Raw genomic sequence first — 12,673 nt, forward strand, 5'->3', positions numbered from 1 at the left:
GTACTGCGACCGGGAGGTCGTGGGAGAGTAGGACGCCGCCGGACATTCACACTGTTAAGGGCCACCCCGCGAGGGGTGGCCCTTAACATTTGTGGAGGTCGGCGGCCGCCGACCAGGACGTCACCTCCCGCTGCGGGCGCGGTAACGTTTGTCCGATTACTGCTCTTCAGCATCGTTAGGAGTCACCGTGGCCACGCCACCTCGCAATCCTCGGTCCGGTTCAGGGGACCGACGCGGTTCGTCCGGAGGGGCGGGCCGCTCAGGCGGGTCCGGTGGTGGACGCTCGGACTCGGGTCGTTCGAACTCGTCCGGCCGCTCGGGCTCCGGCGCCGGCCGTTCGGGCTCTGGAGCGGGTCGCTCGGGCTCGGGTGGCGGTCGTTCTGGTTCTGGATCCGGTTGGACCGGCTCCGGGACCGGTCGTGGTGGTTCCGGGACGGGTAGTTCTGGCTCTGGAGCTGGCCGTTCTGGTTCTGGTGCGGGGCGTGGCGGATCCGGTGCTGGTGGCGGTAGCCGCGGAGGTTCTGCGGGTCGTAGTGGTGGGGCGCCGAGTCGGCGGAGCGGGATTGCCGGTGGGCGTTCGGGTGGCTCGGGCAGTTCGTCGTACCGGGATGAGAGTTCTTCCGAGAACAGGCGGGGGTTTGTCGGTTCTCGAGGTGATGACAAGTCTGCGCGGGACCCGTTCGGAGGTCAGATGTCCGGCCAGGGTGGGCGGGACGATCGGTCTGGTGGGTACCGGCGCGATGATCGGGGCGGTTCGGGGCGCGGGCCTGGTGCGGGACGCGGCGTAGCCGGCTCCCGGCGAGACGACCGCGGCGGCCGTGACGACCGGGGTCGTGATGACCGCGGTGGCTTCCGGCGTGACGATCGCGGGGGCGATGACCGAGGCGGGTATCGGCGGGATGACCGTGGTGGCGCCGGTGGTGGCGGTGCTGGCGGTGGTGGATACCGGCGTGACGATCGCGGGGGTGACGACCGCGGCGGGTTCCGTCGTGATGAGCGCGGTGGTGAGCGCGGTGGATACCGACGCGATGACCGTGCGGACGGCGGACGCGATGATCGCGGACGTGACGACCGCGGCGGGTACCGGCGTGACGATCGCGGGGGCGATGACCGCGGTGGATACCGGCGGGATGACCGTGGTGGCGCTGGCGGTGGTGGGTATCGGCGTGACGATCGTGATGACCGCGGTGGGGCTCGGCGGGACGATCGTGGTGGTGATCGTGGTGGTGAGCGTGGTGGGTTCCGGCGGGATGAGCGGTCGGGGGACGACCGTGGGGCTCGGCGGGATGAGCGTGGGGATTCTCGTGGGCGTGGGCCTGTTCGGGCCGGTGGGCCTGGGCGGGGCGAGCGTGCTCCGTTCCGGCGGGATGACCGGGGAGACTCGCGTGGGCGTCCGGCCGGGGATGCGCGTGGGCGTTCCGGAGGTCGGGACGAGCGTGGTGGCTTCGAGGGTCGCGACGAGCGGCGCGGGTCTGGTGGGCGTGACGAGCGGCGCGGGTCCGGTGGGCGTGATGAGCGGCGGGGTGGGCCTCGTCGGGAGGATCGTGAGGAGAGGGTTGGGCCGCGGCGCGATGATCCGAAGATTCCGGAAGGGATCACGGGTGCCGAACTCGACCGTGGGGTGAAGGCTGAGCTGCGGTCATTGCCGCGGACGTTGGCGGATCTGGTGGCGCAGCATCTGGTGGCGTCGGGGCGTTTCCTCGACGACGACCCGGAGCTCGCGTACCAGCACGCCCGGACCGCGCGGCGGTTGGCGGCTCGGCTCGGTGGTGTGCGGGAGGCTGTGGCGATCACGGCGTACCTGGCTGAGCACTACGACGAGGCGCTCACCGAGTTCCGTGCCGTACGGCGGATGACGGGTAACCACGAGGTCATCGCGATGATGGCCGACTGTGAGCGGGCGCTCGGGCGGCCGGACAAGGCGCTGGCGCTGACCAAGGACAAGCACGTTCATGACGTGTCGGAGGCGACGCAGGTCGAACTGCTGATCGTGGCGGCCGGGGCGCGGCGTGACAAGGGTCAGACTGCGGCGGCGGTCCAGATGCTCGAGGTGCCGGAGCTGACGAAGCGGACGCGGGCCGAGTGGCTGCCGCGGCTGCGGTACGCGTATGCCGATGCGTTGGCGGAGGCTGGGCGGACCGATGACGCGCTCGTCTGGTTCCACCGTGCGGCCGGCGTCGACGGTGACGGTGTGACGGGTGCGGCCGAGCGGGCTGCCGAGCTCGAGGGCCTCGAGTTCACCGACCTCGACGAGGACGACACGGTTGTCGACGACGAGTACTTCGAAGACGAAGACACCGACACCACCACGGACGCGACCGCTGAGGACGCGGACATCGACGTGGACACCGACGACGTGGACACCGACGACGTGGACACCGACGACGTGGATACCGACGACGTGGACATCGACGAGGTGGACGACGCCGACGAAGACGCCGACGAAGAGACCGGCACAACCACGGACGTGGCCGCTGAGGACGCGGATCTGGACGTGGACACCGACGACGTGGACACCGACGACGTGGACAACGCCGAGGTGGACGACGCTGGCGTGGACGACGCCGGGGACTTCGGTGAGGTTGGTCGCGAGGGTGACGAGGGTGTTGGGGAGATGACGGGCGGGGAGTCCAAGGGCGACGGGGAGTAGGGCGTGGAGGGCGCGGCGGGGGACCAGCCGGTTGGGGTGTTGGTGGGGACCGCGCTGGCCAAGGGGGCGCGGCGGCTCGAGAAGTCTGTCGGGATGGTGGAGAACGCCGAGGACGACGCGATCCACCAGGTACGGGTGTCCTGCCGGCGGTTGCGGAGCGATCTGAAGCTGTTCCGCAACTTGCTGGCCGGCGACTGGGCGACCGAGCTGCGAGCCGACCTGGCCGCGCTCGCGCAGGCGTGCGGTGAGGCCCGGGATCTCGAGGTGATCGCGGCGCTCGTCCGCGAAACCGCCACGAGCGAGGACAACCAGGAACACGTCGACACGATCCTCACCACGCTGACCCTCGGCCTGGAACGCGCCGCGGCCCGCTCCGCAGAGGTGGTCCTGGGAGAGTCCACCAAGGACCTGCTCACCACCATCGAGGCCGTCGCAGCAGCTCCCGACCTCAACGCCAAGGCAGAAAGGCCCTGCAGCGAGGTACTACCGCAGCTCCTCCGGTCCGCCAATGAGAAGTTCACCCAGGCAGCTGACAAGCTCAAACCCTGGACCCCGGACGACGACTGGCACGAGGTACGGCTCCTGGCGAAGCGTGTCCGGTACGCCGCCGACACGAGCGCCGTCGTACTCGGTGACGAAGCACGGACGACCGCAGCGCATGCAGCGACGTACCAAGACCTCCTGGGACAGCACCAGGACAACTGCGCCGCAGCCGACGCTCTGACTGCCATGGCTGTCGACGCAGCAGCTCAGGACGACCCAGAGCTCTCTTTCACCCTCGGGCGGCTCACCGAGCGCCACCGGGCCGCTCGCAAGCCCTTACGCGAGCAGTTCCTCAGTCTCTACCACCGCCCCTGACTCAGAGCGTCCGGAACAGCAGCCCTACCCGCGGCTTCGGGCCGAACGAGGTGGCCTTCTGTGGCAGTACGACGCCTTGCGCGGCCGAACGCAGTACCTGGTCCATCCGGGGCGCTGCGAGCTCCACAACAACCTGCTGAGGGCCAGCCAGCGCCAGTGCGTCTGACAGCGTGTGGTGGAAGGTGAGGTCGTCCTCGACCACACCCCACGCCGGAAACAGCACCTCATGCAGCAGCGCGACCGTAGGCGTCTCGGAATCAGTGTGGAGAGTCAGCCAGCTGGAGCCGTCCGTGATCGAGATGCGGTCCGGATCGCCCTCCACTCGACCAGGCTGCATCTGCCAGCCCGCCGGCGTACGTGACTGCACTGTCATCAGGTCCAGGCCTGGTACGACGCGGTGGATCGGGTCCAGGGTCAGTGGGTGCCGGATGTAGTCGACCAGCATCGCCAGACCGGCCTCTGCGGTCTGCCGGTACGGCTCGCGTAGCTGGCGCTCCAGGTACGCCGCATACCGGTGATGACCGTCTGCGATGACCGCCTCGTGTTTGGCCAGCTCCAGCTCGATCGTCGCCAGCACCTCTGGGTCGTCGATCCGCCAAATGCGGTGCTCAGCGCCGTTGTACGTCTCAGCCTCCACCCAGGGCTCACCGGACCGTGCCGCGTCCACAGCATCACTTGCCGCGCCACCGTCGGCGTACGCGAGCAGAATCGGCTCCAGATCGGCGTCTGTCGCCTCCATCAGCTGCAGCCGGTCCTCGACCCAATGCGGCATCACCTCCTCGTGCGGGAGCACTACTTGCCGCGTCGGGTCCAGCCGCAGCGAGCCGACCAGTCCGCACAGTACGGCGCTGCCCAGGCGCTGCTCGTACACGTACAGCGCGGGCCGCTCGTCCTGCACCACCACACCGTCGCGCTGCCACCTTGCGAGCCGGTGCGCGGGTTCGTCGTACCGGCCGCGACCGAGGTCCGGATCGCGTGGAAGGATGAGCCTCACCATGTTGTGCAGATCAGAATCAGTCAGCCGCCGGACGATGGCGGGCTCCAGCACGTCGTACGGCGGTGAGGTGACGGCGCCGAGCCCGCTGACCTTGCCCGCCACGAACCGCCAGGCACGCAGTGGGTCGAGTCTCAGCACCCCCCGAGGATCCAGCATGCGCGGAATCGTACGGGGTGAAGCGTGAGCGCGGAACGCACGACGCCGCAGCCGCTCTCGGCGTGTGACGAACCGCTCGCGACCCGGTACGACGTGGCGCTGCTGGACCTCGACGGCGTGGTGTACGTCGGGCCGGATCCGGTCCCGGACGCGCCGGAGTACCTCCGCAAGGCCGCCAAGGAAGGCATGCGGATCGGGTACATCACGAACAACGCGAGCCGGCCGGCGGGGATTGTTGCCGAGCACCTCGCGTCGTTCGGGCTGGACGTGATCGCCGAGGACGTGGTGACGTCGGCGCAGGCGGCGGCGAAGCTGATCGCGAGCGAGTTCCCGAAGGGGTCCCCGGTGCTCGTGGTCGGCGGCGAGGGGCTGTTCGTCGCGCTCGAGGAGTACGGGCTGACGCCGGTGCGGACCAGTGACTCGCGGCCGGTCGCCGTCGTCCAGGGCTTCCACCCGGACGTGAACTGGGTGATGCTCGCCGACGGCGCGCATGCGATCCACGAGGGCGCGAAGTGGTTCGCGACCAACCTCGACCTGACGATTCCGACCGCGGCCGGCAAGGCGCCGGGGAACGGCACGCTGGTGCAGGCGGTCCGGGCCGCGGTCGACGTGGACCCGGTCGTTGCCGGGAAACCCGAGCCGCCGCTGCTGGAGACGAGCATCGAACGGCTGGAAGCCAAGCGCCCGTTGATGATCGGGGACCGGCTGGACTCCGACATCGAGGGTGCGAACGCGGTCGGGATCGCGAGTCTGTGGGTGGCGACCGGCGTCAACGACCCGTACGACCTGGCGCGGGCGCCGAAGCACCAGCGTCCGACATACATCGCCGCAGGTCTCGGGGCGCTGGCCGAGAAGCAGCCCGGGGTGACGGTCAACGGCTCGAAGCACACGTCGGCCGGGTGGACCGCCGAGGTCGTGAACAACGCGGTCACGGTGAAGGGCGAGGGAGCGCCGTACGACGGACTTCGCGCGATCCTGTCTGCGGTCTGGGCCGCCGTCGACGCCCCCGCCGAGCCCACGAAGCCGGCCAAGCCCACCGCCCGCGGCCGCCGGCCTCGCCCGAAGCCCGCGCCGGCGGCCGACGACATCGCCCTGGACGCGGCCCTCCACCGCGTCGGCCTCGACAAGTAGCCCCCTGAGTCGGAGGGTTGCCCCCTGAGATTCTCAGTGGGCAACCCGGTAGCTGAGTGGGTGCCCACCGAGTTGGAGGGTTTGCGCGTCGGGGCGCCGGGGGGTGGTGTTGGGGCGGGGAGGCGATACCGTTGCTGGGAACGATGCTAGGAGGCAGTCATGGTGATGGACGCACTGCGCGGCTACGTACAGCTGGCGAACGGGTTGACCGAGGTCACCAAGCAGAAGGCCCTGGCGGCCGCGAAGGCGTTGCTGCAGCAGACCGGGGCGGACGCGCTGACGACGAAGGCGAGTGACCTGGCCGACGAGATCGTTGCCACCAGCAAGAGCAACCGCCAGCTGCTGCAGGCGATCGTGTCGAACGAGGTCGAGGGTGCGGTCGCACGGCTCGGATTCGTCCGCTCCGAGGAGGTCGCGGCACTGACCCGTCGGGTCAAGACCCTGGAGACCGAACTCGCCGAAGCGCGCGCTGCCGCTACGCCGGCGGCCGCTGCACCCGCCGCCGCACCGGTCGGTGACGCGCTGCTGGAGGACGGACCGGGCCCGGTTCCCGCGGCGAAGAAGGTCGCGGCGAAGAAGGCTGCCACGAAGAATGCGGCCAAGGCGGCACCTGCGAAGCAGGCAGCTGTCAAGGGCGCCAAGAAGGCTCCGGCCAAGAAGACGGCGAAGAAGGCCTGACATGACCGAGCATCCCGGCGAGCAGTTCCCACCGGACGTGGACCCGGACGTCGAGCCTGCCTTCGACCCGTACCAGTCCGAGGAGACGCAGGCGCATCCCGACTACGACACCGAGCCCGGTGCCCAGGACACGGCGCAGGACACGGCCGAGGAGACAGCCCAAGAGACGGCGGAGCACGTGGATCCCGCCGCGGTCGAGTTCGGCCCGGAGTTCGCGCGCGCTCCCGGCCAGGAGTACGAGCACTCCTTCGAGGCAGGCTCCGCCGAGGACCCGGCGTACGAGGACCCGGCAAGCGACGAGTCGACCGAGGAGAGCGGGCATCCACTGGTCGAGGAGACCATGGCTCGGCTGGACGAGCTGCGGGAGAAGCCGGTGAGTGAGCACGGTGAGGTGTACGCCGACCTGCACGAGCGGCTGCAGACCGCCTTGGTCGAGGCCGACGCCGAGCAGGGCGACCGGAACTAGCGGAAGAGCCGAGTGGCCAAAGGAGTCAAGCGGTCGCGGCTCGATGCCGAGCTGGTACGGCGTGGGCTCGCGCGCTCCCGTGAGCACGCGAGCGAACTGATCGCGGCCGGCAAGGTGAAGGTCTCCGGGACCGTTGCCGGCAAGCCCGCGACCGGAGTGGGTGCGGATGCCCCGATCGTTGTCGACACGTCCGAGCACGAGGACCCCGGCTACGCGAGCCGTGGCGCGCACAAGCTGATCGGCGCCCTCGAAGCGTTCCCAGCTGTCCAGGTCAAGGGCCGCCGTGCGCTCGACGCCGGTGCGTCCACCGGCGGATTCACCGACGTACTGCTGCGCAACGGGGCGGCGCACGTGATTGCCGTCGACGTCGGGTACGGCCAGTTGGTGTGGGCGTTGCAGACCGACGAGCGGGTCACCGTGATGGACCGGACCAACGTCCGGACGCTGACGCTCGAGGACCTCGGCGGTGAACCGGTGGATCTCGTGGTCAGCGACCTGAGTTTCATCTCGCTCACGCTCGTGCTGCCGGCGCTGCTCGGAGTGGTGAAGCCGGACGGCGAGCTCGTGCTGATGGTGAAGCCGCAGTTCGAGGTCGGCAAGGAGCGGCTCGGCAAGGGCGGCGTGGTCCGCGACCCCGAACTGCGGGCCGAGGCGGTCCGGAATGTCGCCGCCAAGGCACAGGCCCTGGGCTGGGGAATCGAAGGCGTAGCGGCCAGCCCGTTACCTGGACCGTCAGGAAATGTCGAATACTTCCTGTGGATACGCCGGGAAGCACCGCCCCTCGATGAGACGATGCTTCAAACAGCGATCGAGACCGGTCCACAGTGACGAGGGGGCAGGGTGGCTGAGCAGGAGCCGCGGCGCGTGCTGCTGGTGACGCACACCGGCCGCGAGGAGGCCGTCGAGGTTGCCCGCGACGCGCACCGGTTGCTGACCGACGCCGGGATGCAGGTCCGGCTGCTCGGCGGCGAGGCCGAGGAGCTCAAGCTCGACCCGGTGGAGATCGTCGACGACCCGGACAAGGCGGCGAACGACGTCGAGCTGATCATGGTGCTCGGCGGCGACGGCTCCATCCTGCGCGGCGCCGAGCTCGCCCGCCCGCACGGTACGCCGGTGCTCGGCGTGAACCTGGGCCACGTCGGGTTCCTGGCCGAGGCCGAGGTCGACGACCTGGAGCGGATCGTCCAGGTCGTGGTGGACCGCAGCTACACGGTCGAGGAGCGGATGACGCTGGCCGTCGACGTACGGCTGGACGACGAACTGATCTTCGAGACCTGGGCGCTGAACGAGGCGAGTGTCGAGAAGGCTGCCCGGGAGAAGATGCTCGAGGTCCTGGTCGAGGTCGACGACCGCCCGTTGTCCCGCTACGGCTGTGACGGCGTCGTGGTGGCGACGCCGACCGGGAGTACGGCGTACTCCTTCTCCGCGGGCGGACCGATCGTCTGGCCCGAGGTCGAGGCGATCCTGATGGTGCCGCTCAGCGCGCACGCGTTGTTCTCCCGGCCGATCGTGGTGGCGCCGACGTCGCGGCTGTCGATCGAGTTGGTCCCGTCCTGGCACGGGCGCGGCGTGTTGTGGTGCGACGGCCGGCGGATGGTCGAGGTGCCGCCCGGCGCCGAGATCCAGGTACGGCGGGGTTCGACGCCGGTCCGGCTGGCCCGGGCCCACGAGGCGCCGTTCACCGACCGGCTGGTGGCGAAGTTCGACCTCCCGGTGCTCGGCTGGCGTGGGGCCGCCGAGCGCAAACGCAACGGCCAACAGGAGACATAGTGCTTTCGGAGATCCGCATCACCGGGCTGGGCGTGATCGAGGACGCGACGTTGGACCTCGACCCGGGCTTCACCGCGGTCACGGGTGAGACCGGTGCCGGCAAGACGATGGTCGTGACCGGCGTGAACATGCTGCTGGGCGGCCGCGCCGACAGCGGTCTGGTGCGGCACGGGACGCGGCGGGCGCGCGTGGAGGGCCGCGCGAGCGCCGTACCGCGGGCGATCGTCCAGCAGGCCGAGGACCGTGGCGGCGAGCTGGACGACGACGAGCTGCTGATCGCTCGCGAGCTGTCGTCGGAGGGCCGTTCGCGAGCGTTCCTCGGCGGTGCGTCCGTTCCTGTTTCCGTGCTGGCCGAGGTCTCCGGAGACCTTGTCGCGATCCACGGCCAGGCGGACCAGTGGCGGTTGCTGCAGCCGGCGCGGCAGCGCGAAACGCTGGACACCTTTGCGGGCAAGGCGGTTCTGGTGCCGCTGCAGGAGTACGCCGCCGCGTACAAGCGGCACCGTGAGGTCGAGGCCGAGCTGACCGAGCTGACCACCCGCGAGCGTGATCGCCTCGCCGAGGCGGACCTGCTGCGGTTCGGCCTGAACGAGGTCGCGAAGGCGGAGCCGTTGCCGGGCGAGGACAGTGAGCTCGCCGCCGAGGAAGATCGCCTCGCGTACGCGGACGGTCTGCGTACGGCGGCCACGAACGCGGCGGATGCGCTGGCGTCGGAGGATCTCGACTCCACCCGGCCGAACGACGTACTCGGCCTGCTGGCGTTGACGAAACAGGTCCTTGACGGTGAGCGCGAGCACGACGCGAAGCTCGCGGAGCTGGCCGACCGGGCGGGCGAACTCGGCTACCTGGCGGCTGATCTGGCTCAGGAGCTCTCGTCGTACGCCGCCGATGTCGACACCGATCCGGCACGGCTGGCTGTGGTGAGCGAGCGACGGGCGTTGCTCACCAACCTGATTCGCAAGTACGGCGCTGAGCACGGCACGGTCGACGAGGTCATCGAATGGACCAAACGGTCGGCCGAGCGCCTCGCCGAACTCGACGGCAGCGACGAGCGCGTCGAGCAGTTGACGGCCGAGCTGGCCGAGCTGGACGCGAAACTCGCGGACCTGGGCCGGCAGATGCGGGAAGCACGGATCGAGGCGGCCGCACGGCTCGGCGTCGCGGTGTCCGAGGAGCTGACCGGGCTGGCGATGCCGCACGCGAAGCTGTCGGTCGAGGTGCACGAGGCCACGGCCGGACCGTTCGGGATCGACGAGGTCGAGTTCTGCTTCGCGGCGAACCCGGGGAGTCCGGCGCGCCCGCTGCAGAAGGCGGCGTCCGGCGGTGAGTTGTCGCGGGTGATGCTCGCGCTCGAGGTGATCCTGTCGGACACGCACCCCGTGCCCACTCTGGTGTTCGACGAGATCGACGCCGGGATCGGCGGCCGCGCGGCGGTCGAGGTCGGCAAGCGGCTGGCCCGGCTCGCGGAGAAGACCCAGGTGATCGTGGTGACGCACCTGCCGCAGGTCGCGGCGTTCGCGGACCGTCATGCCGTCGTGCTGAAGAGCGACGACGGATCCGTCACCACCAGCGGCCTGATCGCGCTCGACGACGACGCCCGGCTGAAGGAACTCTCCCGGATGATGGCCGGCCTGGAGAACTCCGACGCCGCGCAGGCGCACGCCGAGGAGCTGCTCGCACTGGCCGCCGAGCGGCACAAACCGCGCCGGAAGAGTCGTTCCAAAGGATGATTTTGACGCCCCGATTCACCCATAGTCACCGTTAATTCGATGCGTGAACAAGGGCCGGGCCGGGTAAATGGCCCGGGGAGGGGCTCTTGACATGGCAGGATGAGGGTGCGATGAAACTGCCCAGCCTGCGGAGAGCACGACCCACTGAACTACCCGGTGTCACCGGAGTGGTCCGGCTGGATCGACGTACCAAGAATCTCACCAAACGGCTCAAGCCGGGTGAGATCGCCATCATCGACCACGTCGACCTGGACCGCGTCAGCGCCGAGGCGCTGGTCGACTGCCGGGTCGCGGCGGTGGTGAACGTCGCCGACTCGATCAGCGGGCGGTACCCGAACCTCGGTCCGGAGATCCTGGTCGAGGCCGGCATCCCGCTCGTCGACGGCGTCGGCCGCGAGGTCTTCTCGATCCTGCACGAGGGCGAGCAGGTCCGGCTCGACGACGCCACGCTGTACCGCGGCCACGAGGCGGTCGCGAAGGGCATGGCCCAGGACAGCAAGTCGGTCGCGGAGCTGATGGACGACGCCCGCTCCGGGCTGTCCGCCCAGCTCGAGGCGTTCACCGCGAACACGCTCGAGTACCTGCGTCGCGAGAAGGACCTGCTGCTCGACGGTGTCGGCGTACCGGCGATCCACACGCCGATGGAGGGCAAGCACGTCCTGATCGTCGTCCGCGGGTACGACTACCGCGAGGACCTGGTCGCGTTGAAGCCCTACATCCGCGAGTACCGGCCGGTGCTGATCGGGGTCGACGGCGGTGCGGACGCGCTGGTCGAGAACGGGTTCGTCCCGGACCTGATCCTCGGCGACATGGACTCGGTGAAGGACGAGACCCTGAAATGCGGCGCCGAGGTGGTCGTGCACGCGTACCGTGACGGCCGTGCGCCGGGCGCCGAGCGGCTCGAGCGGCTCGGCGTGGAATCGATCGAGTTTCCGGCCACCGGCACCAGCGAGGACATCGCGATGCTGCTGGCCGACTCCAAGGGCGCCTCGCTGATCGTCGCGGTCGGCACCCACAACTCGCTGGTGGAGTTCCTCGACAAGGGGCGCCCCGGCATGGCGAGCACGTTCATCACCCGGTTGCGGGTCGGTGCCAAGCTGGTCGACGCCAAGGGCGTCTCCCGGCTGTACCGCAGCCGGGTCTCGACGTTCCAGGTGGTCGCCTTGATGGCGGCCGGCCTGTTCGCGGTCGGGGTGGCGATGGTCGCCATCGGGGCCGACGACGTCGTCTGGTCGATCCTGCGGGCGCGCTGGGGCGACTTCGTCTACTGGATCCGGGAGCTTTTCACGTGATCGACTTTCGCTACCACATCGTCTCGATCGTGGCGATCTTCTTCGCCCTGGGCGCCGGTGTGGTGCTCGGCGCCGGACCGCTGAAGAGCACCGGCAAGGATTTCGTCGCGAGCCAGGCCGAGAAGGACCGTCAGCAGCTGTCCGACGCCCGCGCCGAACTGGTGCAGCTGAAGGCGCTCGACAAGTACCGCGACGACTACGTCGCCAAGGTGACCGCCGGGATGACCACCGGCAAGCTGGCGAACAAGAAGATCGCGATCGTCACGATGCCCAACGCCGACAACGACCTGACGAACAGCGTGCAGGACGAGGTGGAGAAGGCCGGCGCCGTCGTGACCACGAAGGTCGCGCTGGACGCGAAGCTGTTCGACACCGGTCAGCGGCAGCTGGTCGAGTCGCTGGTCAACCAGTTGGTCACCGCCGACATGCAGATCCCGACGGACAGTACGACGTACCAGCGGGCCGGGCTGCTGCTGGCCCGCGGGATCGCGGCCAAGGAGGACGGCAAGACCGGCGACGCGGACTCGACCAAGGTGATCAGCGGGATGACCGGCGCGAAGCTGCTGTCGCTGAAGCCGTCGCAGATCAAGGACCGGGCGACGCTGGTCGTCGTGATCGCGGCGAAGCCGCCGACGCCGGTGCCGGACAACTCGACGTACAACGACAGTGTGGACTTCCTGGAGGGCCTGGACACCGGCAGCGCCGGCGTCGTGGTCGCGGGGACGCCGGAGACCGCGGCCGACGGCGGAATCGTCAAGGCCTTGCGGAGTGACTCCGAGGCCACCAAGATCGTTTCCTCGGTGGACGTGGCCGACATCCCCGCCGGACAGGCGACCGTCGTCTTCTCGCTGGTCGAGCAGGCGGAGGGCAAGGCGGGGCAGTACGGCGCGATCAACGCGAAGAACGGCGTCGCGCCGTCGGCCGTACAGACGAAGGACAACTGAC

12 protein-coding genes are annotated in these 12,673 nt (G+C 69.6%); 11 read left to right on the top strand and 1 reads right to left on the bottom strand.

Features of this window, described 5'->3' with window-relative positions; all coding sequences use genetic code 11:
* Nucleotides 1-818 precede the first annotated feature (818 nt).
* Genes EV647_RS34025 through EV647_RS34035 form a run of 3 tightly spaced genes read left to right on the top strand, consistent with a single transcriptional unit; the run spans nucleotide 819 to nucleotide 3,508 of the window.
* Nucleotides 819-1,625, top strand: a complete 807-nt coding sequence (locus EV647_RS34025; RefSeq protein WP_134010452.1) for a hypothetical protein — start codon at nucleotides 819-821, stop codon at nucleotides 1,623-1,625.
* Entirely contained in the window at nucleotides 1,622-2,650 is a 1,029-nt protein-coding gene (locus tag EV647_RS34030; protein ID WP_238177542.1) for a hypothetical protein, read from the top strand. The genes EV647_RS34025 and EV647_RS34030 overlap by 4 nt, the downstream gene beginning before the upstream one ends.
* Before the next feature lie 3 nt (nucleotides 2,651-2,653).
* On the top strand, nucleotides 2,654-3,508 hold the full coding sequence (locus EV647_RS34035) for a CHAD domain-containing protein (protein WP_134010454.1): 855 nt from the start codon (nucleotides 2,654-2,656) through the stop codon (nucleotides 3,506-3,508).
* 1 nt (nucleotide 3,509) lies between these two features.
* On the opposite strand, the gene EV647_RS34040 is transcribed toward EV647_RS34035, so the two are convergent.
* Entirely contained in the window at nucleotides 3,510-4,661 is a 1,152-nt protein-coding gene (locus EV647_RS34040; RefSeq protein ID WP_134010456.1) for a DUF1015 family protein, read from the bottom strand.
* Between the two features lie 24 nt (nucleotides 4,662-4,685).
* Between EV647_RS34040 and EV647_RS34045 the strand changes: the two genes are divergently transcribed.
* From EV647_RS34045 to EV647_RS34080, 8 genes are all read left to right on the top strand, one after another.
* Entirely contained in the window at nucleotides 4,686-5,792 is a 1,107-nt protein-coding gene (locus tag EV647_RS34045) for an HAD-IIA family hydrolase (RefSeq protein WP_134010458.1), read from the top strand.
* A 159-nt stretch (nucleotides 5,793-5,951) separates the two neighbouring features.
* The gene (locus EV647_RS34050; RefSeq protein WP_134010460.1) at nucleotides 5,952-6,470 is read left to right on the top strand and encodes a polyhydroxyalkanoate synthesis protein PhaF; all 519 of its coding nucleotides are present in this window, start codon (nucleotides 5,952-5,954) and stop codon (nucleotides 6,468-6,470) included.
* Between the two features lies 1 nt (nucleotide 6,471).
* Nucleotides 6,472-6,936: a hypothetical protein gene (locus tag EV647_RS34055; protein ID WP_134010462.1), complete on the top strand. Its 465-nt coding sequence runs from the start codon at nucleotides 6,472-6,474 to the stop codon at nucleotides 6,934-6,936.
* A 12-nt stretch (nucleotides 6,937-6,948) separates the two neighbouring features.
* Entirely contained in the window at nucleotides 6,949-7,764 is an 816-nt protein-coding gene (locus EV647_RS34060; protein ID WP_134010464.1) for a TlyA family RNA methyltransferase, read from the top strand.
* Nucleotides 7,765-7,776: 12 nt separating this feature from the next.
* Nucleotides 7,777-8,706 carry an NAD kinase gene (locus tag EV647_RS34065; RefSeq protein WP_134010466.1) on the top strand — a complete coding sequence of 310 codons (930 nt, stop codon included), beginning with the start codon at nucleotides 7,777-7,779 and terminating at the stop codon, nucleotides 8,704-8,706.
* The gene (gene recN / locus EV647_RS34070) at nucleotides 8,706-10,436 is read left to right on the top strand and encodes a DNA repair protein RecN (RefSeq protein WP_134010468.1); all 1,731 of its coding nucleotides are present in this window, start codon (nucleotides 8,706-8,708) and stop codon (nucleotides 10,434-10,436) included. Before EV647_RS34065 ends, recN begins: the two co-directional genes overlap by 1 nt.
* A 110-nt stretch (nucleotides 10,437-10,546) precedes the next feature.
* The gene (steA, locus tag EV647_RS34075; RefSeq protein ID WP_134010470.1) at nucleotides 10,547-11,728 is read left to right on the top strand and encodes a putative cytokinetic ring protein SteA; all 1,182 of its coding nucleotides are present in this window, start codon (nucleotides 10,547-10,549) and stop codon (nucleotides 11,726-11,728) included.
* Entirely contained in the window at nucleotides 11,725-12,672 is a 948-nt protein-coding gene (locus EV647_RS34080) for a copper transporter (protein WP_134010472.1), read from the top strand. Before steA ends, EV647_RS34080 begins: the two co-directional genes overlap by 4 nt.
* The last annotated feature ends 1 nt before the right edge of the window (nucleotide 12,673 follow it).

The sequence above is a fragment of the Kribbella sp. VKM Ac-2566 genome, from assembly GCF_004366005.1.
GTDB lineage: Bacteria > Actinomycetota > Actinomycetes > Propionibacteriales > Kribbellaceae > Kribbella > Kribbella pratensis.